At 68.2% G+C, this 23,413-nt stretch carries 23 protein-coding genes and 2 pseudogenes; 12 read left to right on the plus strand and 13 right to left on the minus strand.

What is annotated here, in order from left to right; genetic code table 11:
- Window positions 1-696: 696 nt before the first annotated feature.
- The 6 genes and pseudogenes from PV364_RS25840 to PV364_RS25865 all read left to right on the plus strand — a co-directional run.
- Window positions 697-1,401, plus strand: a pseudogene (locus PV364_RS25840) (transposase); the annotation flags it as partial.
- 670 nt (window positions 1,402-2,071) lie between these two features.
- Window positions 2,072-2,548 (plus strand): hypothetical protein, encoded by a 477-nt coding sequence (locus PV364_RS25845; protein WP_319662708.1) that lies wholly within the window; start codon window positions 2,072-2,074, stop codon window positions 2,546-2,548.
- Between the two features lie 92 nt (window positions 2,549-2,640).
- Entirely contained in the window at window positions 2,641-3,465 is an 825-nt protein-coding gene (locus PV364_RS25850; RefSeq protein ID WP_319662709.1) for a S8 family peptidase, read from the plus strand.
- Between the two features lie 28 nt (window positions 3,466-3,493).
- Complete coding sequence (locus PV364_RS25855; RefSeq protein ID WP_319662710.1) at window positions 3,494-3,745, plus strand: hypothetical protein; 252 nt, start codon at window positions 3,494-3,496, stop codon at window positions 3,743-3,745.
- A 179-nt stretch (window positions 3,746-3,924) separates the two neighbouring features.
- Window positions 3,925-4,728 carry a hypothetical protein gene (locus tag PV364_RS25860; protein ID WP_319662711.1) on the plus strand — a complete coding sequence of 268 codons (804 nt, stop codon included), beginning with the start codon at window positions 3,925-3,927 and terminating at the stop codon, window positions 4,726-4,728.
- A 949-nt stretch (window positions 4,729-5,677) separates the two neighbouring features.
- Window positions 5,678-7,054, plus strand: a complete 1,377-nt coding sequence (locus tag PV364_RS25865) for an IS1380 family transposase (RefSeq protein WP_319662712.1) — start codon at window positions 5,678-5,680, stop codon at window positions 7,052-7,054.
- A 157-nt stretch (window positions 7,055-7,211) separates the two neighbouring features.
- Here the strand turns inward: PV364_RS25865 and PV364_RS25870 are convergent, their stop codons facing one another.
- From PV364_RS25870 to PV364_RS25925, 12 genes are all read right to left on the minus strand, one after another.
- The gene (locus PV364_RS25870; protein WP_319662713.1) at window positions 7,212-8,354 is read right to left on the minus strand and encodes a hypothetical protein; all 1,143 of its coding nucleotides are present in this window, start codon (window positions 8,352-8,354) and stop codon (window positions 7,212-7,214) included.
- A gap of 40 nt (window positions 8,355-8,394) precedes the next feature.
- The gene (locus PV364_RS25875; protein WP_319662714.1) at window positions 8,395-9,738 is read right to left on the minus strand and encodes a hypothetical protein; all 1,344 of its coding nucleotides are present in this window, start codon (window positions 9,736-9,738) and stop codon (window positions 8,395-8,397) included.
- Window positions 9,739-9,884: 146 nt separating this feature from the next.
- The gene (locus PV364_RS25880) at window positions 9,885-10,187 is read right to left on the minus strand and encodes a hypothetical protein (protein ID WP_319662715.1); all 303 of its coding nucleotides are present in this window, start codon (window positions 10,185-10,187) and stop codon (window positions 9,885-9,887) included.
- An 80-nt stretch (window positions 10,188-10,267) separates the two neighbouring features.
- Window positions 10,268-10,390, minus strand: coding sequence for a hypothetical protein (locus PV364_RS25885; RefSeq protein ID WP_319662716.1), 123 nt, complete (start codon window positions 10,388-10,390; stop codon window positions 10,268-10,270).
- Window positions 10,391-10,436: 46 nt separating this feature from the next.
- Window positions 10,437-11,639: a cytochrome P450 gene (locus PV364_RS25890; RefSeq protein ID WP_319662717.1), complete on the minus strand. Its 1,203-nt coding sequence runs from the start codon at window positions 11,637-11,639 to the stop codon at window positions 10,437-10,439.
- Window positions 11,640-11,675: 36 nt separating this feature from the next.
- Entirely contained in the window at window positions 11,676-13,070 is a 1,395-nt protein-coding gene (locus tag PV364_RS25895) for an NAD(P)/FAD-dependent oxidoreductase (RefSeq protein WP_319662718.1), read from the minus strand.
- Complete coding sequence (locus PV364_RS25900) at window positions 13,060-13,287, minus strand: ferredoxin (RefSeq protein WP_319662719.1); 228 nt, start codon at window positions 13,285-13,287, stop codon at window positions 13,060-13,062. The genes PV364_RS25895 and PV364_RS25900 overlap by 11 nt, the downstream gene beginning before the upstream one ends.
- A gap of 448 nt (window positions 13,288-13,735) precedes the next feature.
- Window positions 13,736-14,554 (minus strand): hypothetical protein, encoded by an 819-nt coding sequence (locus PV364_RS25905; protein WP_319662720.1) that lies wholly within the window; start codon window positions 14,552-14,554, stop codon window positions 13,736-13,738.
- A 2-nt stretch (window positions 14,555-14,556) separates the two neighbouring features.
- On the minus strand, window positions 14,557-14,886 hold the full coding sequence (locus PV364_RS25910) for a hypothetical protein (protein ID WP_319662721.1): 330 nt from the start codon (window positions 14,884-14,886) through the stop codon (window positions 14,557-14,559).
- A gap of 69 nt (window positions 14,887-14,955) precedes the next feature.
- Complete coding sequence (locus PV364_RS25915; RefSeq protein ID WP_319662722.1) at window positions 14,956-16,323, minus strand: major capsid protein; 1,368 nt, start codon at window positions 16,321-16,323, stop codon at window positions 14,956-14,958.
- Window positions 16,324-16,342: 19 nt separating this feature from the next.
- Complete coding sequence (locus PV364_RS25920) at window positions 16,343-16,753, minus strand: head decoration protein (protein WP_319662723.1); 411 nt, start codon at window positions 16,751-16,753, stop codon at window positions 16,343-16,345.
- 123 nt (window positions 16,754-16,876) lie between these two features.
- Window positions 16,877-17,578 (minus strand): hypothetical protein, encoded by a 702-nt coding sequence (locus PV364_RS25925; protein WP_319662724.1) that lies wholly within the window; start codon window positions 17,576-17,578, stop codon window positions 16,877-16,879.
- 514 nt (window positions 17,579-18,092) lie between these two features.
- Here PV364_RS25925 and PV364_RS25930 point away from each other — a divergent pair.
- The 4 genes from PV364_RS25930 (at window position 18,093) to PV364_RS25945 (ending at window position 21,514) form a co-directional block, all read left to right on the plus strand.
- Complete coding sequence (locus PV364_RS25930) at window positions 18,093-19,025, plus strand: LLM class F420-dependent oxidoreductase (protein WP_319662725.1); 933 nt, start codon at window positions 18,093-18,095, stop codon at window positions 19,023-19,025.
- A gap of 86 nt (window positions 19,026-19,111) precedes the next feature.
- The gene (locus tag PV364_RS25935) at window positions 19,112-19,879 is read left to right on the plus strand and encodes a glucose 1-dehydrogenase (RefSeq protein ID WP_319662726.1); all 768 of its coding nucleotides are present in this window, start codon (window positions 19,112-19,114) and stop codon (window positions 19,877-19,879) included.
- 413 nt (window positions 19,880-20,292) lie between these two features.
- On the plus strand, window positions 20,293-20,484 hold the full coding sequence (locus tag PV364_RS25940; RefSeq protein ID WP_319662727.1) for a hypothetical protein: 192 nt from the start codon (window positions 20,293-20,295) through the stop codon (window positions 20,482-20,484).
- A 571-nt stretch (window positions 20,485-21,055) separates the two neighbouring features.
- The gene (locus PV364_RS25945; RefSeq protein WP_319662728.1) at window positions 21,056-21,514 is read left to right on the plus strand and encodes a hypothetical protein; all 459 of its coding nucleotides are present in this window, start codon (window positions 21,056-21,058) and stop codon (window positions 21,512-21,514) included.
- Window positions 21,515-21,566: 52 nt separating this feature from the next.
- Here the strand turns inward: PV364_RS25945 and PV364_RS25950 are convergent, their stop codons facing one another.
- Complete coding sequence (locus PV364_RS25950; RefSeq protein ID WP_319662729.1) at window positions 21,567-21,854, minus strand: hypothetical protein; 288 nt, start codon at window positions 21,852-21,854, stop codon at window positions 21,567-21,569.
- Between the two features lie 7 nt (window positions 21,855-21,861).
- Here PV364_RS25950 and PV364_RS25955 point away from each other — a divergent pair, with 7 nt between their 5' ends.
- Together PV364_RS25955 and PV364_RS25960 are read left to right on the plus strand one after the other, a co-directional pair.
- Window positions 21,862-22,590, plus strand: coding sequence for a hypothetical protein (locus PV364_RS25955; protein ID WP_319662730.1), 729 nt, complete (start codon window positions 21,862-21,864; stop codon window positions 22,588-22,590).
- 127 nt (window positions 22,591-22,717) lie between these two features.
- Window positions 22,718-23,367 (plus strand): annotated as a pseudogene (locus PV364_RS25960) (permease); the annotation flags it as partial.
- Window positions 23,368-23,413 lie beyond the last annotated feature (46 nt).

Consider the following 23,413-nt stretch of genomic DNA (forward strand, 5'->3'; position numbering starts at 1 on the left):
ACCACGTCGACATCGAGGATGGCGCCACCAATCCAGCACCGCGAGCACCGACCAGGGGGTCCTCAGCACCCCAGCAACGTTCGTGGCCAACGCACTAGGTCACTTTGGATCCCATGCGGATCCGTTCCGAGCGAGCGATCGCTCCCGCCGATGGTCAGACCTCATGGGTCCTGGTTGATGAGCACTACGAGCTCCATCCAGAGGGATGTGCGTTCCTAGCGGGCCTTCGTGGGCTCGATCGTTCGATCAACACCGAACGTGTCTACGCCGGTCGTGTGGCGCTGTACCTGTCGTGGTGTGACGAGGGTGGGGTCGATTGGCGGCGAGCAGGGGTTCTCGACCTGGCTAGATTCCTGCGGTGGCTGGTGAACGAGCCGTTGCCCGCGAGAGGGAGAGTGCCCTCGGAGCCGCGGTTTCGGTCGAAGAAGACCGCGAACGCAGTGATGACAGCGGTTATCGAGTTCCTGCGCTTCGGTGCGAAGCATGGCTGGGTGGATCCCATCGCAGTGGCTCGGCTGTCGGAGCCGAAGTACCTGAGGTGGATGCCGGCAGGTATGGAAGCTGGCGAGGATGGCGAGTTCAGGCAGGTGCGGAGCCGGCTGATCAAGTTCGGAGTAGGGGAGGACTCGCTCGAATGGCTACGGCCTGATGAGATCGACCAGCTCATCGAGGCGGCAACGCATGACCGGGACCAGCAAGACCCTGATCCGCACCGATTCCGGCGGCGGCACCCACGAGTTCGTGGCCTGGCTCGCCGCCCGCGGCCGGTGGCTGTCGTACTCGGTCGGCATGACCATCACCGAGCAGATTCACCAGGCCGTACTCAAGGTGCCGGCCCCGGCCTGGACACCGGCCGTCGAACCAGGCGGCGAGATCCGCGACGGCGCCTGGATCGCCGAACTCACCGGGAACATCCTGACCGGCTGGCCGAAGGGGATGCGGCTGATAGTCCGCAGGGAACGACCGCACCCCGGTGCCCAGTTGCGCATCACCGACGCCGACGGCATGCGCCTGACCTGTTTTGCCACCAACACCGCCGACGCTCCGATCGCCGCCTTGGAACTGCGGCACCGCCGGCGGGCACGCGCCGAAGACCGCATCCGTGCCGCACGGGCCACCGGCCTGCGCAACCTCCCCCTCCACGACACCGCCCAGAACCAGATCTGGCTGGAGATCGTCCAGATCGCCCTGGACCTGCTCGCCTGGATGCCGATGCTCGCCCTCACCGGGCCCACCCGGCTCTGGGAACCCCGCCGACTGCGGCTCCGGCTGTTCTCCACCGCCGCACAGCTCGTCACCACCGGTCGCCGCCGCATCCTCCGCCTCGCGGCCCACTGGCCCTGGAGAGACCTGATCAACCAAGCCCTACAACGGCTCGCCGCCCTGCCGAACCCAGGCTGACCAGCAAATTCCCGCCCCTACGAACAGCACCACCGCCTCGAACCGTGGAACCCGGCGCCCACCCGCCGCGACAGCCGGGCCCACACCGTCTGCCGCAATCAAGCCCGAACACGGAAACGGCCCGCCAGAAGAACCGACGGACCGTCACGAAACATCGAGGTTAGAGCCGACCAGGGCGGACTAACTTCGATGAGGCGGCCCCGGGTGGACGACACTGCTCATCGAGGGTCGCCGACCTGCGACGACTGGATTCGTTGAGATGAACCGGCAACGACTCGGTTCGTTGAGACAGGACACTGGCCGGTCGCAACAGGGCGGGAGGTGGTCGATGCCGGGTCAATTTTCACGGCGGGATAATCGGCGGAGGGCATCGGCGCGTAGTCCCCCGTGGTTACGGATTGCGCCATCCACCGCTCACATAGCCTCACAGGCCGGGTCCCTGCCCCATCGCAGGTGCTGCGGTGACTGAGTCCCCGGGGGCGCAGGCGAGGCGGCCAGCACCCGGTTGCGGCCCACAGATGGTGGTGCTTCGCTTGTTGTGTACGCGCGCGCATCCGGGTTTGGGATGCGTGCCTGACAGTCGCCCGCTGCCACCTTCACGGCACGGCGCCCCGGGGGATTCTCTTTGCCGTGTCTGGACCTTGACGCGCGGGCCAGAGAAGAAAAGCAGATGATCACCATGGTGGAGCTCGTGCAAAATTCCCTCAAAATACATGGTGGCTCCAACGAAGGCGACCCCACGTACCACTTCAACATCACGTACACGGCATCGTTCGACTCCGCGGAGATGACTGACACCTTCACAGAGTTCTCGAGGCTTCTAGAGCAAGACGGCGGGCTCACCCTGGACGACGACAACCTCACGGTGGTGAATCCCGACTCTGGACCCACCTTCATACCGAACAACGTCCCCGGCCGCCGCCCCGACAACCGGCCCGGCCACGAGGGGATGACCTTGCTCGACAGGACCATCCCCATCAACCTCCCGAGGGAAGTAGCGGACACTGAGGGCGGAATCCACGACGCGGGCCACGAAGAGATATACGGGCAAGTCTGGCTGCGTTCCTCCGGGAATCTCGCCAGTACCGCTCCGGACGGCTCGGACAGCGGACTGGGGACGACGAACATCGGCGACTTCGACCCCTGAACCAGATCGCAGATCACGTGAGCGGCATCGGCCGAAGTACCGGCCCCGGCACAGGCGTGGACCCACTGGGACTGGTGGCGCTTCCCCCTCTCATGGCTCGGACTTCAGGCCTGCGCTCCACACGGGTCGGGCTCATCGACGGACACGTCCTGCCCACTCACCCAGGCCTCGCCGACGCACACCTGGAGTTCCTCGCCCCGCCGGACGACCCCGCCCCGCCGCCGGACGACCCCGCATCCCGTCACGCGACGTCCGTGGCCGGCATCCTGGTGGCCCGCCGCGGATCGGGCGCACCGGCCATCTGCCCCGACGCCACCCTGGTGGTGCGCCCCATCTTCCCTTCCGCGTCGCCGCACCACGGTGACACCGCCCCGCCCGGGGCACTCGCCTCCGCGATCGTGGAAGCGGCCGACGCTGGCGTGCGCATCCTGAATCTGAGCCTGACGCTGACCCCACACAGCTACGACGCCGACAACACACTCCAAAGGGCGCTGGACTACGCGGCGCACCGCGGCGTGATCGTCGTGGCTGCCGCAGGCAACCATGGGGCGGTCGGCGGCTCGGTCCTCACTTGCCACCGGTCGGTCATTCCCGTCGTCGCCTACGACCTCAACGGTCACCCCTCGGGGGTTTCGAACCTCGGACCCACGATCGGCCGACGCGGCGTCGGCGCGACGGGCGCGGGAATCCTCAGCCTGGAGGCGGGAGAGGGCTTGCGCCCCTTCGGCGGCACCAGCGCCGCGGCGGCCCTGGTGACAGGGGCCATCGCCCTGCTGTGGTCGGAGTTCCCCCAGGCGGCTCCTGCCGATCTCATGTTCGCTGTCACCCGGTCCCCAGCGCGCCGCGCATCCGTGGTGCCGCCCCTGATTGACGCCTGGAGGGCATACGAGACGGTGCGCGCGGCGCGCTACGGATGACCCCGCCACGGAGAGGGAGGCACAAGCCATGCCCGACGAGCGCAGATCCCGGGACCCGGGCGCCGAAGCCAACGGGAAGCCGGCCACACCGCCCAACCCGCCGCAGCCGTCGCGCGTCCGTCTCCCGGGGTTCGTCACCGACGACGACATCGGGCTGGGTGACGTGGCCAAGCGGGTAACCGGCGCCGCCGGTATCCGGCCCTGCCGGAAGTGCGAACGGCGCGCCGCGGCGCTCAACCGCTGGCTCGTGTTCTCCGGCAGGAGCAACCGGTGGCGGTAGCGACGCGACGTTCAGTACGCCAGTACGCGCCAGAAAGGAGCACAGACCTCATGGAGGAGAACGGGCTGTCCCCGCAGGACGCAATGGAATCACCGTCCCTCGACGCGATTCCCGACCCCCCACCGGTGGCGGAGAACGAGGTCCACCACCCGTGCACGACATGCGGCCACGGCGCCGTCATGTCCGAGGCGGTGAGCCATGGCGGCGAGGTGTACCCGTCATTCGTGTACATGGTGGGCCGGATCGAACCGCGCATGCCGAGCCTGGGGGTGGAGAAGGAGTTCGCCCAGGCGACGGGCCGCGCCGAAACCGCCAACCTGACCGACCGGCAGGCACTGCTCGCCGTGCTGTCCGAACCGCAGAACCGTTACCTCGCCCGGCAGTTGTGCTACGTGGTGACGATTCAGGGGCTCGACACGTACTTGCTGCGCCCGCGCGACCCGGGAGACTTCCCGCAGCTCATCGAGGCCCTCCACGAGGCGCCTCGGTCGACGGACCTCCATGTCGTCATCGGGCTCCGAGGCCCGATGGCTCCGCCCGACTACTGCAACGGTCTGATGCTGCCGCTGGTGGCCTTCGAGCAGATCTACACCTTCAGCCCCACCACGTTCATCGAGTCCTTGCCCAGCCCGGAGAACATCGGAGAGGAGCAGTTCCGGGCGACGGCCGGGGAACTCTTCGATCGGGTGATCCAGATCGCCGACAACGCGGGTTCCTCCGATGAGCACCGCGCGGTCAACTACCTGGCGGTGCGCTATCCCAGCATCTACGCGAAGTGTGCCGAGGCCCATGCAGCCGGTGCCACGCTGACGGCCATCGAAACCCGCCCATCCCGTCTGAGCGGGGTGCGCAGGGTTCTGGACGTCATCTTCTCGTTCACCGACCGGAAGACCGACGTCACGGAGAAGTTCTTCGTCCGGGTGGACGTCGAGGAGGTGTTCCCCCACCTGATCACCAAACTGTCTCCCTACTACGATCGGTAGCACGGCCGGGAGAGTGAGGCGCGCGATGTTCGTGCCGGTGGCTACGGCGGAGAGTGCGCTGTACCAAACCACGAAGCAATACCGAGCGGGCGCGGGCGGTACCGGCATGGGGTTTGGGGTCCGGCTCGCGGACTGCGAATCCGAATGCATGGCCGAGTGTATGGGCGGCGAAGGAGGTGGGCTGCGCTACGAATGCGAGCCGATGTGCCGGCACCGGTGCAGCTCGCCGCCCCTTCCACGGTGCGAACCCTTCATGGTGGACGGGAAGGAGTACTGCTGCTACGAGGGCACCGAGCGGTGCATCGGTCCCGTGCGTCCGGACGGAGGCCGCAACGTTAGCTGCCTTCACCCCGGAATGCGCTGCTGCGAAGGCATCTCGTACTGGACGGACATAGAGGTGTGCGTCAACGGCACCGTCGAACGCTGCTGGCCCAGGCCGACCTGCCCGCCCTTCGGGTGCTGCAAGATGGACGAGGTGTGCACCGACGAGGGGTGCGTTCCGCAGGATCAGATCTGCCCCCGGTCGAACCGGCGCTGCAAGGCGCACGAGGAATGCACCCACGACGAGGGCTGCCTTCCTCGGGATCAGGTCTGCGGACCGTCGAACCGGCGCTGCAAGCCGCCTGACGAAGTGTGTACAGGACAGGGCTGCTGCGACCAGGACAAGGCCACGGCCTCCCGTTCGCGCTGCTGCACGGGAGGGAAGACCGCGTGCGGCGATGACTGCTGTGACCAATGCTGCCCGGGTGGCATCTGCTGCAACTACCCCGGGAAGTGCACGCAAAGCGTTCTCGAACGCGGCAAGCCCAGTGTATGGGGGTGCTACTAGCCTCGGGCTTTCACGAGGCGGGGCGTCCGGTGGGTGATCAGAAACGCGGAGAGTGCTCCTGACCTGCAACGATGGGACTTGTCTAGGGTCCAGGTCGCATGAAAGAAGCACTCACCGTCGGTGAAGAAGCGTATCGGGTCCTACCCGCGTGTCCGAACCGAAGGCGGTGGTCGCGCGGTGGTCTCCCAGGCCGGCGGTGTGCTGCTGGTGGAGACGATCCGCAAGACCGGCCTGGATGAGGCGATATCGACGGCGCTGGCGCCGTGGCGCAAGCCTCGGGCGGTGCACGACCCGGGCAAGGTCTTGCTGGATGTGGCGCTTGCGGTCGCGCTGGGTGGGGACTGTCTGGCAGACGTCGGGATGTTGCGGGCCGAACCGGCCGTGTTTGGGCCGGTGGCCTCCGATCCGACGGTGTCCCGGCTGATCGACACGCTGGCGTCGGGCGGGAAGCGGGCGCTGACCGCACTGCGCCAGGCCCGCGCTCACGTCCGTGAACATGTATGGACGTTGGCCGGCGACGCGGCGCCGAACCCTGCCGGGCAGGTGACCGTGGACCTGGACGGAGTGCTGGTGATCGCGCATTCCGACAAGCAGGACGCGGCGCCGACGTGGAAGAAGACCTTCGGCCACCACCCGCTGATGGGGTTCGTCGACCACGGCCCGGGCGGATCCGGCGAGCCAGTCGCCGCCCTGCTGCGGCCCGGGAACGCGGGCAGCAACACCGCCGCCGACCACATCGAAACCGCCCGGCTCGCCCTGGCCCAACTGCCGAAGAAGCATCGGCGAGGACGGCGGACGCTGATCCGCACCGACTCGGGCGGGGGCACCCACGAGTTCCTCGACTGGCTGTCCGCCCGAGGCCGGTGGCTGTCGTACTCGGTCGGCATGACCATCACCGACGCCATCCACCAAGCGGTCCTAAAGATCCCTGCATCGGCCTGGACGCCGGCCGTCGAACCGGGCGGCCAGATCCGCGAGGGCGCCTGGGTCGCCGAACTCGACGGCGACTTCCTCAAGGGATGGCCGACAGGGATGCGGCTGATCGTTCGGAAGGAACGGCCGCACCCAGGCGCCCAGTTGCGGTTCACCGACTCCGATGGGATGCGGCTGACCGCCTTTGCCACCAACACCGCCGGCACCCCGATCTCCGAACTGGAACTGCGGCACCGCCGACGGGCACGGGCCGAGGAACGCATCCGCGCGGCGCGGGCCACCGGCCTGCGTAATCTCCCTTTCCACGACGCCGCACAGAATCAGATCTGGCTGGAGATCGTCCAGATCGCCCTCGACCTGCTCGCGTGGATGCCGATGCTCGCCCTGACCGGCGACGTCCGTCGATGGGAACCCCGGCGGCTCCGGCTCCGGCTGTTCTCCACCGCCGCCCAACTCGTCACCACCGGACGACGCCGCATCCTCCGCCTCGCGGCGCATTGCCCCTGGACAGGCGTCATCACCGACGCCCTGGAACGGCTCGCAGCCCTGCCGAACCCAGGATGACCAGCAGCTTCCCGTCCCTACGAGCAGCACCACCCACCGGAAACGTGGAACCCGGCGCCCACCCGCCGCGACAGCCGGGCCATCACCATGCCCGAACCCGCCCACCACGCGAATCAGCCGCCAGCTCGCACCGCCGGCCGATCACGAAAGATCGAGGCTAGTCGCTAACCTGAGACGAGGTGCTCTTTCCGGAGGCGACGGGGTCCGTCAGGGCATCCTCAAGTGCATCAAAACTGGCGTCGCTGCCACGGAGGAAGGCGGCCACCAATCGGCGCATCCGCGCGGAACCAGCACGCTCAAGTCCCATACGAGTAACGGCAGCACTGCTGAGGTCTCGCTGATGCACTAGCCTCTCGAAAAGTAGGAGATCCATCTGCCGCGGCAAAGCGCGTGCCACGGGGGCATCGCTCTTGAGCCGCCAACAAATCTCCGCAAGCGAATCCGCGTAATCTGGCGGTTCAGGAAGAAAAGCCCCGATCGCATCTGTTCGGATCTCAGGTGACACCTTGGCGGCGGCCAGGATACCCGCCACGAACTTATCGATCGAATCCGAGAGCTTACGCATCTGGTGCATAGGAACTGTGCCTTCCGCTGAGCGCTCAGACACCAGAGCATCCCAGTCTCCACGGCTCAGCGACAAGGCGGCACCTGCGGCCGCAACGAGATGAAGCGTCAGCAGGCTTGCCGCTTCCGCCGCCAACCACCTAACTGCCAGCGCTTCCTCGTCCTGAAGTCGAGGCGTCCAAAGCTGGCCGATTCGGCGTAGCAGCTCGATAAGTTGCTTGATGGCCAAGAACGGTTCGAGGAAGAACACTTCTCCACGCAAGAACCAAAAGGCTCGCTCCAGGTCTGGCTGCCGGCGGCAGACTGCCTTAACCTGACGCTCCAGAACGAGGGCCTGAACGCCTTGAGACCCAAGATCCATAAGCGAGCCAACTGCATCCGCCTCACGCCGTTCGAAGTCCGCCACGTTCTGGGCCGATACGTCCAGACTTTGCCCCAGCGCGCGAATTCGATCGTTCACTCCAGTGGCGATCGTGAGTTCAGCCGAATCCGCCCCAACGAGTTCCCGAATGCCACGGAGCCAGATAATTCGGTCGAGAGGCTTGGGCGCTGCCTTCCCGGTGCCTGACTTCACTTCTCCGATGTACTTCGTCATACCAAGTTGCGGATTGAAGTCGAAGGCAAAAAGATCAAGGTCGGTGATCGTCAGCGGCTCTTGATAGTGGCGCTGGAGGTTTACTCCATGTCGAGAATAGAACCCCTCCCAGAACCACAGCTGTGAGACTCGTGCCTCCAACTGCTCCCCTGCAGTGGGCGCCTTGGGGGCGCTTGTCGCACTACCTGCCGAATGGGCTCTGGTGCCTGACTGCACGCTGGGCCTCCTTCCTCAACTCCAGGACTGCAGAACTCACGATCTCATGACTTGCCGCATCATCGGGCAATTGGGAACGGTCCCGCTCGGGATTGACGAAAATTCCCGGCACATGCTCAAGCTTGGGTACGTCTGTGCTTCCCTCGGGCGCATTGCCAAGGCTGGCGTTGAGCCAATCCAGGCCATCGCGCACAATGTCCTCTTTGATCAGCTTCAGGAAGGCTTTGCCGCTTCCTGTTTCCTCGACACGCACGACTCCATGCGCTTCGAGCATGTGGTAGTCCGTTGCAATGTTGGTAGCCGGCCCAACTGCACCTGTGTTGAGAAGCTTCCGAACGATGGCTACTGGGCTGTGGATCCTGCCGAAACCGAGTTGCGCCATCTCCTGCCCGAAGAGGATATGGGCCAGAAAGAGCTTTCGCAGGTGGAGAGCTTCGGTCGTAGTTGCCTGGTCGTCCTCAGTTTGGATCAGGGGCGAGAAAACGTACGTCTGGCTGAGGTTGCGTCCAGACGCGCTGGACTTGACCGTTGCCGCTTGAATCAAGCCCACTTTGCGAGCGCTGGCCACAAGCGCCGAATCGCCGCCCACGCGTTCGAGCGTCGCACCCGGCCGCTTCGTGGCCACTTCGCAGATCCCGAGGAGAGAGTCCCGCTCGTTGGGAGGCAAAGCGCGAAGGAACGAGGCAATCTGCACCTGCCCAGTCCCCCACACGTGAGGATTGAAGATCACTTGCTCGTTCAGGTCACGGGAGTAGATGCGACGGTTGATCCCAACAGCGAGTGAATAGTTGACGCCCTTCTCAGCCTCCGCTTCCGAGAGTCCCCGCCTTACGATCTGATCCAAGTGTTGGGTCATCGCGAGTGGGGCCCAAGATGCGATCTCGATGCTCTGGAGCAGGGCCAGTTCCTCGTTGGTCGGGCCAAGAACGTCCAGTACCCGAAAGGTCTGCGCGATGACGTTTCCCGTTAGGCCTACGAACTCTTCGAGGTGAGCCAGACGGCGATCGCTGTCGAGCGAGTAGTCGATCACATCGGCCTGCTTGAGCACAGGAAGAACATGGCTGATGAGGTCACGCTCAGAAACGCCTGACTGTAGCGCAAACTGACGCAGCAGTTCAGCGCTGCTGATCCTTTGGAATCCCTTGAGTCGCGAAGCCAAGTCCATTGCCTGGCCGGCGAGAAGCAAGGTTCCGATGGAAGCCCTGACCACCGCGTCCGTGATCATCGGCGCCTGCTGCTGCAGAAACAGGACAGCACGACCAAGGCGTCGCTGTGCTGGATCCGGGCTCGCGTAACCAGACTTCGCCATCGTTAGACAGCCCCCTCAACGTCAGGTGTGACGGATCATCGTAATGTATGCGAGGCGTCGCGTTTCGTAATAATTGGATGATCAACCGCACACTGTGGGGCAGCTTCTGGTCTCGTTGACGCGGTCGCTACTGGCCGTCGCCCGGCTCAGTCCAAGCTGGGTAGTTGGGCCCAACGACCCCAGAGTTGCCAGGCCCCGTCGCTCCGCTCCTGCCAACCATCCGGCTCAGGCCCGTGCTCCAGGAAGCGCTGCAAGCGAGACTCGGCCCACTCGGCGAATGCGGTACGCGCTTCGCCGACGAGCCCCGGCCGGACAACGATGTTGGCTCGGATGCCGTCCTCCACCGACTCTGCCAGCAGGCAGCCTCCGATGTCGGGCTCGTCCTCACGCCCGAAGTCGGTCTCTTCAAGGGCCACGCCAGCAGCAGCGAGGCGTTCCTCGGCGTCCATGGCGGCCATCTTAAGCGTGTACGGGAGTCACGTGCCTTATATGGCTAAAGGCGTGGAAGCCGGCCTAGCTGCGGAAAGGCTCAGAAACCCGAGATAATGATCGCGCCGAGCACTGTCACGTGATAGATCACGCGCGTGGTGCCCTCGGTGTACTCCGGCAGCAGCACGTGGCCCACGCGGGTGGACCGCTCGGCTCCGATCATCGGGTCGGTGGGCGAAAAGGGCCGCTCAAGGGGGCTTCTACGGTGCTCAGGGTGTGAGGCCCTCGATCGTCACGGGGAGGTGGCGGGGGCCGCGGAGGACGGCGTTGGCGCGGTACGGCGGCGGGTCTTCGAGCAGCCCGGAGAACGTGACCCGGCGGAACAATTCAGGCACGGCCAGATGTAGTTCTATACGGGCGAGCGGGGCGCCGAAGCAGTAGTGGATGCCGGTGTAGAAGCCGAGGTGTTCGTTGTCCTTGCGGTCGGGATCGAACCGGTCGGGGTTCTCGAAGCGGTTGGGGTCGCGGTTGGCTGCGGCCAGCATGAGCCAGACCGGGGAGCCCTTGGGGATGGTGGTGCCGGCGGCGTCGATGTCGGCGAGGGCGGTGGTCCACGGGACGAACTGGACGGGGGGCTCGTAGCGCAGCACTTCTTCGATGAGCGGGACGGCCAGGTCGGGCTCCTTCTGGAACCGCTGGAGGACGTCGGGGTGGCGCAGGAGGGTGAGGGTCGTATTGGTGATCGCGTTGACGGTGGTTTCGTGGCCGGCGACCAGGAGCAGCAGCGCGGTTGCCTCCAGGTCTGCCGGTGTCATGTCGGGGGCCAGCGCGCTGAGCATCCCGGGGCCGGGGTGGCGGCGTTTGGTCTCGATCAGTTCGGCCAGGTAGCCGCCCAGCTCCTGGCGTGCCTGCTGTCCCTTTGCCTGGCCGGCCTCGCCGGCCTGGGGATCGAGTGACGACGCCAGGGCATCGGCCCAGCCGTGGAAGCGCGATTCGTCGTCGCGCGGGACGCCGAGGACCTTGCAGATGGCGGTGACGGGAAGGGGATAGGCGAAGTCCTCGACGATGTCGACCTGGTCCTTACCTTCGAAGGCGTCGAGCAGCTCGGTGACGACTTTGGTCAGGTCTCCGCGCAGGCTGTCAAGGAACCTGGGGCTGTGCGGTGGACCGAACGGCCGGTTGATGGTGTCGCGCAGCCGGTCGTGCACCGGTGGGTCGGTGAAGATGAAGCTGGGCGGCAGGTTCGTGTCGCCTGCGGACGCCGTGCGGGCGTAGCCAGCAGGCCGGTTGCGCGTGTCGTTGCTCAGCCGAGGGTCGTTGGCCAGGCTCCGCACCTCGTAGTACGTGCTGACCACATAGGTGCCGTCGTCCTCCCGCCTGACCGGTGTCTTGCGTAGTTCCTCGTAGAGCGGGTAAGGATCGGCCCGGTTGGCGTAGTCGGTGATCTGCTCGATGATGGTGCCGGGCGTCATGGCGTCTCCTAGGGGCTCCGGGCGGCTCAGGGCCGATCAGGCACGCGACGGAGTGAACGCGACACGCCGATCGCTCGGAGAGTGACCCGTCAGCGTGACCGTGGCCCCGTGGGTGGGCAGATGGGGATCCGGGAAGGCCGGGTCGACCGGCCGCGAGGTCTCGGAGCGACAGTCGACCGCGCGATACTGCGGCGGGAAGGGTGCGCCAGCCGCGATCTGCTGCTCGTAGAACCCCAGCCACTTGGCTCCGTCGAAGGACACCGCGGCGATGACGCGGCCGCGGTAGCCGTACACCGCGACGAACCGATCCTCGGCGAGGGCCCCCTGGGCAACGACCAACTGGTCGCCCAGCGGGGGCACACCCACGGACTTGATGTTGATTCCGAACTGGGAGGACCAGAACATCGGCAGCCACAGGTGGGGCCGGCGCTCGGGCCCCGCGCAGATCATGTTGTGGGCGGCGATCTCGGCCTGCTCGACCGCGTTGCCCCAGTGTTCCAGCGACAGGAACTGGTAGTCGAACAGCGGGTGAGGGCTGCGGGCGACGTCGCCGGCGGCGTAGATGTCGTCGGTGACGATGCCGTTGACGTCGAATACCCGGCATCCGGCGTCGCAGGCGATGCCCCGGGGACCCGCGGCCACCCCCGAGCCGGCGAGCCAGTCCGTGTTTCGGACGGCGCCCAGCGAGACGACCGCCACCTCCACGTCGATCGCCGTGCCATCGGACAGATGGGCGCGCCTGAGCCGCCCCACGTCGTCGCCCTCCAGTGCGGTGATGCTGATGCCGCAGCGCAGGTCGACTCCCCTCCTGCGCTGCATGCGGTCCGCGACGGCGCCGATCACACCGCCGAGCGCGCCCACCAGCGGTGCCGGGCCGCGCTCGGCGACCGTGACCTCGATGCCGAGCTCGCGGCAGGCGGAGGCGACCTCGGAGCCCGTGAAACCAGCGCCTATCACCAGCACCCGGGACACGCCCCCGGTCAGCTTCCGGTGCAGGCGTACGGAGTCGTCGCGGGTTCGCAGCACGAACACCCCGTCCAGCTCCGCCTCTTCCGGGTGGATCCAGGGGCGCGCTCTGGTCCCGGTGGTGATCAGCAGGCGGTCGTAGGGGACGGCGTCGCCGTTCGCCAGGCGTACCTGCTTGGCGTCCCGGTCCAGGCCCTCGGCGGCGACGCCCAGACGCCATTCCGCGTCGATGTCGCGCCGCCGCGGCAGCGCGGTGTCCTCGGGCCGGGCCCGCCCCAGCAGCGCCTGCTTGGACAGCGGCGGGCGGTCGTAGGGCTCGTAAGACTCGTCACCGATCATAGTCAGCGATCCGGTGAAGCCCTGCTCGCGCAAGGTCTCCGCCGCGCGCAGACCGGCCAGCGAGGCCCCAACGACGACGATGCGGCCTTGGCGCCGCAGGACCTCGACGTCCGTGTCAGCCGACACGAGGCTCCACTCCCCTCGTCGGCTCGTCGGAGTAGTCGACAAGGATGGCCTGGACCGGGCAGGCGGCAGCAGCCTTCTCCACCCGGTCACGGTGTGCCTCGTCGAAGCGAGGGGAGAACAGCAGCGCTTCGTCCCCGTGCAAGGAGAAGACGTCTGGGGCGAGGAAGACGCACTGCGCGAATCCCTGGCACCGGTTGAGATCGACGACAAGCCTCATCTGGAACCCGCTCCGTAATCAGGCGCGCTCGCCGCAAGCTCCGCTGACCTCGCGCTCAGTCCACGATCGGTTGGCATGCCTCTCCTTCAGCATCGACTCTTTCGGAGCGGCTCGCAATCAGGGAGCGGAAGTCCGAGAAGGGGATCGGTTGCCAGCGGGAAGGCTAGGTCAGGCGGTGTTACCGCTTCGGGTAGGCCAACCCGTACGTCGGCGGTCGCCCACATGAGCGGCGACTAGCTCGCCGTCGAGGTGTTCGGCGTGCCGAATCGCCGTTCGCCGTACGGCGACGATGGCGGCATCGTCGCCGAGGGACCCGCCAGTGTGGGCGAGGAGGTCTCGTCGGACGAGTTCGATGAGTTCCTCGGGACCGTACTTGGTCCATCGGGCGAGTCGCTCTTGCAGGGGGTGGAAGGCGCCGCTGCTGTCGCGGGCCTCTACAGCGGCCGGGCTACGCCGTGGGCACGTGGTCAGGCCGAGGCCCGAACGTGCGTGTGCAGCGCGGGTGGGAGATCGGCCACGCCGCGGCGTCCTCGACGGTGCGCAGGTTGCTGGTGGCCTTGTCGGGGTCCTTGTGGCTGGTCCAGCCACATCCGGCGCCGTCGAAGACCTGCATCCACTGCACGCCGGCCTCACGGGCCCGGTTAAGGGCGCCCGCGTTGTACGCCACTGCACTCTTGGCGAGCGTCGCCGCCTCCGCCCACGCCTGCACCGGGTACCGGGCACCGTTGCGGTAGATCACGTAGGCCAGCTGGTGCTCGGCGGCGAGCCAATCGGCGAGGGCCTTCGCGGCCTGCAGCACCGTGGTATTCCCTGCGGCCAACAGCGGCACCTCGCGGCGTGCCGCCTCACGTACGGCCCGGTAGAACGCGGCCGCCATGCGCTGCTCCTCCTGGGAGCGGCGCAGGAAGTCGGCGTAGGAGTCAGCAGCCAGCGAGTGCAGGGCCTCGGTGTGGATGAGGGTCCACGTGAACCGGCCCCCCACCGCCTCGGCTGCGGCCTGGGCGCCCTGCTCGTACAGGTGGGGCAGCTGGCGGCCGACGAACGCTCTGGCCTCGGCGTCCACGCGCTGCTGGAAGTCGGTGATGGCCGCCTGGAACTCCGCTGTACGGGCGACGATGTGCGGGACCCGGCCCTGCTCGACGAGCGCGGCCAGGACGGCGGCCTGCTGGTCGGCGAGGCGCTGCCAGGCGTCCTGCAGCACCGCGGCGACCCGGCGGGCCACCAGGCCGGCGTCGCCGGGCACCAGCGGCGGAAACTCGTAGGCCACGACTACATCCGTCCCCAGCAGCCACGGTGCGCGGGCTGCAGAGGCGCGATGACCACCTCGTTGCCGCCGCCGATGTCGTCGGGAGCCTGTGCGGCCTGCACGGCGTCGATCTGCCGCTCCAGGCCGGTTAGGTTGTTGGACTGGTCGAGGGTGACGACGCCGTTGACGGTCAGCTGCAGCGGCTCGGCGAGCAGCTTGGCACGCCGCTCGGACAGTACCTCCAGGGCGACAGCCCTCGCGCTGCCCAGGCGGCCGTAGCGGGTCTGCAGGTCGCTCTGGTCGGTGGCGGGGCCGAGCTGCGCCAGGAGCCAGGCCAGGACTGCGGGGTCCACGGGCGGGTCCTTCCGGATAGCGGCACGACCCGGCACCCCGCAGCGGGTGCCGGGCCGTACCGGGCTTGGTTACTTCTCGTCGGCTGGCTTGCGCGCCCGGGTCCGGGGCTTCGCCTCGGGCTCGGGCGCGGCCTTGGCCTCGGGGGGCTCGGGCGCCGACTCGAGCTCCGGTGCGGGCGTCGGCCCCGGGTCGTCGAACGTCGGCGTGTCCGGCTGCTCCCCGATCAGTGCCGGGTCGTCGAGCGTGGGCGTCTCCGGCTGCTCCCACGCGTCCGGGTTGGTGATGGCCTCGGCCACCACCGGGTCGACGTCCTCGCCGGGCAGGAGGATCAGCAGCTCATGCGTCTCGGGGTGCTCCACGTGCACCGCCGCAGCCAGGCGCGCCATCACAGCACCTTCGCCACGATGTGACAGTCCGGCGTGAACAGCACAGGCATGGCCACGGCCGCGCCCTTGGTCCACACCTGCGGCGGGTCGTCCTGCGTGCCCTTGGTGATGATCAGACCCGGAGCGTCCTCGCGGGTGATCTCCGGGGTTGGTGCCACGGGACAGCACCAGGGACTCCGCCGTGGTGCCGTACATGGTCTGGCCCCACTTGGTGCGGTCCGGCGGCACCATCACCCACCGGTCGTCGGGCAGCGGCCGCACGTTCGCGCCGTCGACCCGCACCTGCCCCTTGTACAGCTGGATCGGAGGCAGGTTGTAGTTGCCGCGCACCACGTTGACCTGCTGCGGCGTCAGCGTCGCCGTCGGCGTGTTCGACGGGTTCACCGACCCGTAGTACGCGGCCCGGTAGGCGTTGTTCCTCCCCAGGTACGAGTTCGCCCGCCGACTGGTAAGGACCAACTCCGGGAACGGGGCGCTGATGGAGTCGAGGTAGTCCAGCCACCCCAGCTCGTCCTTGATGGGGTCCGACGTCGGGTCGGACCACGCCACCGGCGCGGTCGGCATGTTCGCCGCCGACACCTGGTAGTCGAGGTCCATCGTCAGCCCGTTCTCCCCCGACAGGGAGAACTTGCCGTCGGTGAGAACATCGCCGGCGGCCAGCTCCAGACGGGAGTTGACGGCCTCGACGTGCCGCTCGACGTCGTCGTACAGCAGCTCGATCAGGCGGTCCTGGTCGGCGCCGCGGGAGGCCTCCTGCAGCAGGATCTCCATCTCGCCGACCAGCAGCTTCTGGCCCAGGGCGGGCAGCATGCCCTGCGTGCTCGTCGTCCACGCCTGGCGGTCCGCGAACGGCACGCTGGAGTCGTAGCTGCGGTACTTCGCGGCGTTGACGTAGCGGCCCTGGTTCTTGATCCGCCACATCACGTCGCCGACCTTCACCTTCGGGAAGATCGTCTGCGTGAGCAGGAAGTCGGCCGGGGTGGGGATGGCACGGGCGAACGTCGTGAGGTCCTTGACGGTGACGCCCTTGATCAGGTCCTGGATAGTCATGAGTGTGGGCCTCCTTTCCTTACACGAAGCGGATCTGGCAGGTGGCGGACGGGGCGACCGGCGCGACAGCGACGGGGAGCTTGGCGGTCTTCACCGAGCCGTGCCACAGCATCGCGGCCCCGACCTTCGTCTGCGCGGGCGCGAACAGCACCTCGGCGAAGACGAACCCGGCCAGGGTCTGTCGGCCATCGGCGGCCCCAGTGGCGTACAGCCCGTACAGGCCACTGGCGGTGATCTTGCCGACGGGGATGCCGGACAGGAACCGGCTGTAGGGGATGTTCGTGTCGGTGCTGGCGATGTAGTGCGTGCCAGCCACGAACGTGGACATGTCGAGGGTGATCGAGTCGACGTCGCGCGTTCCGTGAAGGCTGGCGAGCCAGGACCGGTCGGCCGTCAGGCTCTGGGTGGTGGTGACCGGCGGAACGGTCATGAGTCCTCCCGTGGACGATCAGACGAGTGGGGCAGTTCGTCCGCTCACCGACCGGTGGCGTCGTCCACGAAAGGGGTGGGGCGTGGTCCCCGTAGGTCCGGCCTTGACCCGCCGGTGGGAAGTTCAGTCGCTGGTGACGTAGCCGCGCCGGCGGGCCATCGCCTCACCCTGCTGGCCAGGCTTGGGCACGTTGCCGCCACGCGGCGGCGGACCGCCCGCAGGGGAGCCACCGGGCGCAGCAGGAGCCGTCAGGGCTGCGGCCGAGCCATTGAACAGCTCGGGCCTGCGCGCCTGCAGAGCGGCAGCGGCCTCGGTGATGGCGTCCTCGTCGGCGTCGTCCTCGACGGCCAGGAGCCGTTCGGCGTCCTTGAGGTCGTCGCCGGTCGCACCGAGCGCCACCAGCACGGCGCGGCGTACCGCGGCACGCTCACGCGCCACGGCCTGCGCCACGCGCTGCTCTGCGGCGGACGTCGCCGCGGCGGCGGCCTGCTCACGGCGCTCGATCTCCGAGAGCTGCGCAGCCTGCGCGTCACGCTGCGCCTGCACGAACGCCGTCAGGTCGTCGGTCTTGGAGAAGCCCAGCTGCTCGACGAGCTTGCGGACCGCAGCGCGTTCGCCCTGCTGCTTCTCGCGGGCCAGCACCCGGTTCAGCGCCTCCTGGTCGACCGGCTGTCCGACCGCCGGCGGGCCGGCCGGGTCCGTGACCGTGCCAGGCATCTGCTGGCTGGACGGGTCCGTGGGGTCCGCGCCCAGGATCGGGAAGATCGGGCGACCGTCAAGCCGGTAGCCAACGGGCGTACGGGGGGCGGGCAGAAGCCTGTCCATGCGGGATCCAGTCCTCCAGCAGCAGCGCCCCCGCGCCGACGATCAGTGTAGCCACAGCCGCAGCTATCCGACCCGTTGCGGCCTGCCGGGAGCCCCCTACACGGGCGGCCCATGCTCGATCTTTGGCTGCCGCGTTCCGCAGCTGTCCCTTGGGCGTGGATGTCATCCAGTGATGTCAACCACGACGGCGTCGGCGCGTGGCAGGCGCTTCGTGGGCGGCTGGGGGCTACGGGCGAGCCGTTCGACGTCGCCGGATGAGGGTAGGCACCTGCCAGCATCTTCTGAGGGGTGCTTCCCGTCCCGCGGGGTCCGGATCTCGTTCACCGGGTCCGCTCGCCCCGGGCCCTCGCGGCTCTAGAGAGGAATCGTCACTCGGCTCCGTCGGCCACGGTGCCGCCGTACGGCACGACGAGCCTGCCGCGGCAAGGATGATCGCGCCATGTGGGCGCGCACCTGTCCTACGGATGGGGGTGCAACGGCTGCGGCCAGTTGGGCGACGGGGGACGATCGGGCCATGGCCATACAGCTCGGACTCGGGATACCGCAGATGAAGTGGTACGACCTGTCGCGCGATCCGGCGCGGGTGGCACAGGCGGCGGAGCAGATCGGTTATGAGAGCCTATGGGTGTTCGAGCGGGCGCTGTTCCCACTGCAGCCCCAGCAGGGCCTGTACGGAGTGCCCGGGCTGGCCTGGCCGGACTCGTACCGCTCGGTGGCCCACCCTTTGACGGTGCTCCCGCTCGCGGCGGCGGCGACAGAGCGGGCCCGGCTGGGCAGTAGCGTGCTGATCGCGCCGCTCCACGTGCCCTTCCAGCTCGCCCGCACCCTTGCGACGTTGGATGCGGCCAGCGGCGGCCGGGTGATCGCAGGACTGGGCACGGGCTGGTCGCGGGACGAGTTCGCGGCGGCCGGTTTCGCCCCGTTCGAGGAGCGCGGAGCGGTGCTGGATGAGCTGTTGGATGTCTGTACGGCGGTGTGGGGACCGGATCCTGTGTCGTATCAGGGCCACTACACCGTGATCAACGAGGCCGAGGTCGGACCCAAGCCCGCGCGCCCCATCCCGGTCTACTTGGCGGCGACCGGCGGAAAGGCACTGGACCGGGTGGCCCGCCGTGCCGACGGCTGGCTGCCGACCGGCATCCCGGCGGAGCAGGTCGCGTCCCAGTGGCGCGAGATCACTGAGCGGGCCGCCTCGTACGGGCGCGACGCGAGCGCCCTGCGGATGTGCGGGAGGGCTAACATTACTCTCACCGATGCCCCGGTCAGCAGCGCCAAGCGGCAGCCTTTCGTGGGCACCGTCGAGCAGATCGTGGAGGACGTGGGCGGCTACGCGGCCGCGGGCGTCGACGAGCTGCTGCTCGAACTGCAGGCGAACGTCCGTGACAGCGACGAACTCACCGACCTGGCGGCGCGGCTGTACGACGACATCCGCAAAGCGGGGATCTAGGGGCCGCCCTCCCGGCCCGCGGCTTACACGTCGCATCCACCCGCTGACATCGATTCCTCATGCCAGTGAGGCCCTAGGACCACCTCGTGCCTGCCCCCGTTGTCCTCGTCACCGGCGCGCTGACCGGCATCGGCCGCGTAACGGCGCTCGCCTACTCCCGCCAGGGTTCCGACGTCGTGGCCTGCGGACGCCACCAGGACGCCGGCGACGCGCTCGTCGCGGAACTCGAGAACAGCGGCGGACGCGCTCTGTTCGTGAGGACCGACGTGCGCTACGACGCCGAGGTTCGGAACCTGGTCGACCGCGCGGTGGACCGCTTCGGGCGCCTGGACGTCGCCTTAAACAGCGCCGGTACCGAAGGCAAGCTAGCGCCGGTCACCGAGGTGACGGAGGAGGACTACCAGGCCACCTTCGACACCAATGTGAAGGGCACGCTGCTCAGCCTGAAGCACGAGTTCCGTGCCATGCAGGCACAGGGCGGCGGCAGCATCATCAACGTCAGCTCCACCTACGGATTGATGGGCTATCCCGACTACAGTCTCTACGTCGGTAGTAAGCATGCCGTCATCGGAATCACCAAGGCCGCTGCCCTGGAGGGTGCCAGGCACGGTATCCGCGTCAACGCCGTGGCTCCCGGCTACACGCAGACCTCCATGTACGAACGCGCCACCGGCAGCGACGCCAACCGGGACGCGATCAACGCTGTGCTCCCCATGGGCCGGCCCGGCACCCCGGAGGAGATCGCTGCCGCGGTCCAGTTCCTCGGCTCCGACAAGGCGGGGTACGTCACCGGCCAGATCTTCGCCCTGGATGGCGGCCTGATGGCCGGCTGGCCCCTCTTTTTCGACTCCTGATGCCCCCCGCCCATGGGGGACTCTCGGCGGCCTGAACCGCGTCGGTGCCGCAGCCCCCGCCGACCCCCACAGGCAAGCCCCTGAGGCGCAGGGGGTGCCGGGGCGGCTATGCCACACGGATCTTTGCCGCCTGGGGAAAGGTGGAGCTGTCGCGTGGACCGTCGTGTGCCTGGCCTTCGCCTACCTCTCCCTGCAGCGCCGCGACATCACCGGAGGCTGACCCATGAACCGCACTCGTCTGCTCACCGGCAGCCTGACCCTCGTCATCGCAGCAGCCGCTGTGACCGCGTCTACCGCCTTCTACAGCGGGCAAGACGTCACGAAGACCCGTCTGGAACAGTCGCTCGCCCCGACGTTCGCGAATCTCTACGTCCAGCAGGCCGCCATCCTGCACATACCCGGTATGGATCTGCATGGTCACCTTCCACGACGACACCCACCACGTGGAGATCGGCAAGTTCGAACCGCAGGTCAAGGCAGACTCCACCTACGTCGCGGGCGGTCCGTCCAAACTCATCGGCCTGGCCACTATCACCGACAAGACCGGAAAAGACGTCCCCAACTCGGTCTTCGAATTCGATGGCGCCTTCGACCCGAACAGCTAATCCCGGCCACAATCGCGGGGCCCATTACCGGTCCGGGAGCGGTCTCATCGAGGCGGCATTGCCGGGCGACCGGCCGCGCCAGGGGGTGGAAGCACGCCCAACCGGACCGGCACCGTGAGTGCGCGGACCCGCGGCTTCGCCAACGGCCCGGCAGCAGCCCTTGAGGCGGCCGGACCAGTGGTGCGCGCCGCAGCTGGCCGCGGGCCGCACGCTGCTGCACCCCTCCGCGATCGACACCATCGCCCGGCTGTCCGGACTGCGCCTGATCGCCACCTACAGCACCGCAGTCGGCTCATCATCGCGGCTTGGAACCCGGCGGTGGGCTCCCTGTATGACTCGAGGGCCTGCACGAGACCTTGCGGCCGCCATGGGGGCACCTTGCCGGACTCCGGGCGGCCTGCGCCACCACGCTGGCCGCCCCGAACCGCACCGGCCACCCGCACCGGCGCCATCGGCGGCGGCGACGGCGTGACTCCAGGACTCCAGGCCACCGGGTACCCGGGCGGGGTATCCTCGCAGCGGCCGCGTCTTTAGGCGCGCGCCCAGGTGGTGTGAGTGAAAGGGGCCGGCTGTGGCAGGCACCCGGCGGACCAGCAGGCGGGGCATCGCCCGGCTGCTGATGGTCTGCGCGGTCCTGGCCGGCCTGTTCCTGATGCACGGCGCCCCGGCCACTGCCGCGGAAGGCTGTCATGGCGCTGTATCGGCGTCCATGCCCTCCCTCATGCCCATGGGGGAGAGCGGCGCCGCGCCGGCCTCCCCGGCTGTCGGCGCGGACAAGGCGATGGCGCATCCCGGCAGCGGATCCGCCGTGCAGGCCGGGGTGCCGTCGATGGCGCACGCGGCGATGTGTGTGTCCACCCCGGCCCGCGAGCGGGCTCCGTTGCCTGTGAACGCGTTGCTGGTCCTCACGGTGCTGGCCGTGGTGGTCCTTGCCGGGCGTGCGGTGGTGCGGGGCCGGGCGAGCAGGCGTGGGCCGCCGCCACCGGGTGGTCGCAGTCTCCTGCTCCACGTGAGCATCGCGCGGACCTGATCGGGGCTGTGCCGGACCGGCCAAGACGCCGGACCGGCTCCGTCGGCCCTGATCACGTTCGCGCGCCAGTGTGGCGCGCGCCCACCCGGAAAGACCTGACTGCCATGTCTGCTTCCCCCCGTTCTCCCCGTTCCTCTCGTTCTGCTGTGCGCCGCCGTGTTCTGGCCGCTGCCGGTGTCACCGCCGGGCTTGCGCTGACCTTGGCGGCCTGCGGCGGCTCGTCCTCCCACGACTCGTCGATGCCGGTTATGAACCACGGCGCGATGCCGTCGGCCACAAGCGCGTCGCCCACGACCTCGGCCAGCGGTTCCTCCCACGAAGACGCGTCCATGCCGGGCATGCCGGGCATGGACAAGGCGGTTGGCGGCAACGGCCTGTCCGACTCGACGGACGGCTACCGCTTCACCAGCACCGACGACACGCTCCCGGCAGGGAAGGCCGCCTACCGGTTCACGGTCACCGGTCCGGACGGAAAGCCGGTGACCGCGTTCGCTGTCGACCAGACCAAGCGGCTGCACTTCTACGCCATCCGCTCGGACCTGACCGGCTTCCAGCACATCCACCCGACCATGGCCGCGAACGGCACCTGGACTGCGAACCTGAGCGCGCTCGCACCGGGCTCCTGGCGGATGTTCGCCACGTTCACGCCCGACAGCGGCACGGGCAAGGGCACGGCGTTCGTCCTGTCCCGCACCGTCACAGTCCCCGGCACGGCCACCAAGACCCCGCTGCCTGCGGCCGCCGCCTCCACGACGGTTGACGGGTACACCGTGACCGTCAACGGCGAGCTGATGGCCAACATGGAGCACCCGCTGACCGTACGCGTCTCCAAGGGCGGCAAGCCCGTCACCGATCTCCAGCCCTACCTGGACACCTACGCCCACCTGACCGCCTTCCACGAGGGCGACGCCGCGTTCGCTCACCTGCACCCGACCACGATGGTCAACGGCGACCAAGGCGGCCCGGACCTGTCTTTCCACGCCGAGCTGCCGAAATCCGGGAACTGGCGGCTGTTCCTGCAGTTCCAGACCTCCGGGACCCTGCACACCGCCGCGCTGACCCTGAACGTGGGCTGAGTCCCACCCACGGGGGCGCCGCCCACGGGTGGCGCCCCCGCGACCTTCCCGGCCAGTCCGCCCCGCCCCGTCGTAAGGGGGCCGGCGCCCGGGACTTCATCCGCACCCGTAGGGGAGGCTGCGGCGTATGCACGCGATCTTGCACGCACTGTCGATCACCGGCTCGATGACCTGGGAGATCACCTGAGCGCTGATCCTGGGCTTCGCCCTGTCCGCGGTGGCACAGGTCGTGGTGCGCAGGTCCACCATCGTTTCCCTGCTGGGCGACGACCGACCCGCACGCTGGCGGTCTTCGCCGACCTGGGGGCGGCGTCGTTCTCGTGCTCCTATGCCGCGGTGGCGCTGGGCCGCTCGCTGTTCCGCAAGGGCACGAACTTGACCCCCGCGATGGCCTTCGAGATCTTCCACCAACCTCGTCGTCGAGCTCGGCGTGATCCTCGCGCTACTCATGGGCTGGCAATTCACGCTCGCGAAGTTCGTCGGCGGCCCGAACATGATCGTGGTGCTCGCCGTGCTGTCCGCCTGCTACTGCGCAACCGGCTCCTGCGCCAGGCCCGTGAACAGGCAGAGCGGGGCTTTGCCGGGTCGATGGAAGGCCACGCCGCGATGGACATGTCCGTCCAGCGCGAGGGCCCCTTCGCCCGCCGGCTGCTGTCCCGCGAAGGCTTCACCTCCACCAGCCACGTCTTCGTCATGGAGTGGGCCGCGATCCTGCGGGACCTGGTGATCGGCCTGCTCATCGCCGGGGCGATCGCGGCATGGGTGCCCGACGCGTTCCGGTGAAGGGGCACGCCGCCTTGCGCGGACGTGCGGGATACGCGGT

This window comes from Streptomyces sp. MI02-7b (assembly GCF_033793585.1).
Lineage (GTDB): Bacteria > Actinomycetota > Actinomycetes > Streptomycetales > Streptomycetaceae > Actinacidiphila.

Excerpts from the sequence above, each read along its gene's own strand:
- PV364_RS25845 (WP_319662708.1), top strand. The coding sequence starts at position 2,072 with ATGATCACCATGGTGGAGCTCGTGCAAAATTCCCTCAAAATACATGGT.
- PV364_RS25850 (WP_319662709.1), top strand. The coding sequence starts at position 2,641 with ATGGCTCGGACTTCAGGCCTGCGCTCCACACGGGTCGGGCTCATCGAC.
- PV364_RS25855 (WP_319662710.1), top strand. The coding sequence starts at position 3,494 with ATGCCCGACGAGCGCAGATCCCGGGACCCGGGCGCCGAAGCCAACGGG.
- PV364_RS25860 (WP_319662711.1), top strand. The coding sequence starts at position 3,925 with ATGTCCGAGGCGGTGAGCCATGGCGGCGAGGTGTACCCGTCATTCGTG.
- PV364_RS25875 (WP_319662714.1), bottom strand. The coding sequence starts at position 9,738 with ATGGCGAAGTCTGGTTACGCGAGCCCGGATCCAGCACAGCGACGCCTT.
- PV364_RS25880 (WP_319662715.1), bottom strand. The coding sequence starts at position 10,187 with ATGGACGCCGAGGAACGCCTCGCTGCTGCTGGCGTGGCCCTTGAAGAG.
- PV364_RS25885 (WP_319662716.1), bottom strand. The coding sequence starts at position 10,390 with ATGATCGGAGCCGAGCGGTCCACCCGCGTGGGCCACGTGCTGCTGCCG.
- PV364_RS25890 (WP_319662717.1), bottom strand. The coding sequence starts at position 11,639 with ATGACGCCCGGCACCATCATCGAGCAGATCACCGACTACGCCAACCGG.
- PV364_RS25900 (WP_319662719.1), bottom strand. The coding sequence starts at position 13,287 with ATGAGGCTTGTCGTCGATCTCAACCGGTGCCAGGGATTCGCGCAGTGC.
- PV364_RS25915 (WP_319662722.1), bottom strand. The coding sequence starts at position 16,323 with ATGACTATCCAGGACCTGATCAAGGGCGTCACCGTCAAGGACCTCACG.
- PV364_RS25920 (WP_319662723.1), bottom strand. The coding sequence starts at position 16,753 with ATGACCGTTCCGCCGGTCACCACCACCCAGAGCCTGACGGCCGACCGG.
- PV364_RS25925 (WP_319662724.1), bottom strand. The coding sequence starts at position 17,578 with ATGGACAGGCTTCTGCCCGCCCCCCGTACGCCCGTTGGCTACCGGCTT.
- PV364_RS25930 (WP_319662725.1), top strand. The coding sequence starts at position 18,093 with ATGGCCATACAGCTCGGACTCGGGATACCGCAGATGAAGTGGTACGAC.
- PV364_RS25940 (WP_319662727.1), top strand. The coding sequence starts at position 20,293 with ATGGTCACCTTCCACGACGACACCCACCACGTGGAGATCGGCAAGTTC.
- PV364_RS25950 (WP_319662729.1), bottom strand. The coding sequence starts at position 21,854 with ATGCCCGGCATGGACGCGTCTTCGTGGGAGGAACCGCTGGCCGAGGTC.
- PV364_RS25955 (WP_319662730.1), top strand. The coding sequence starts at position 21,862 with ATGGACAAGGCGGTTGGCGGCAACGGCCTGTCCGACTCGACGGACGGC.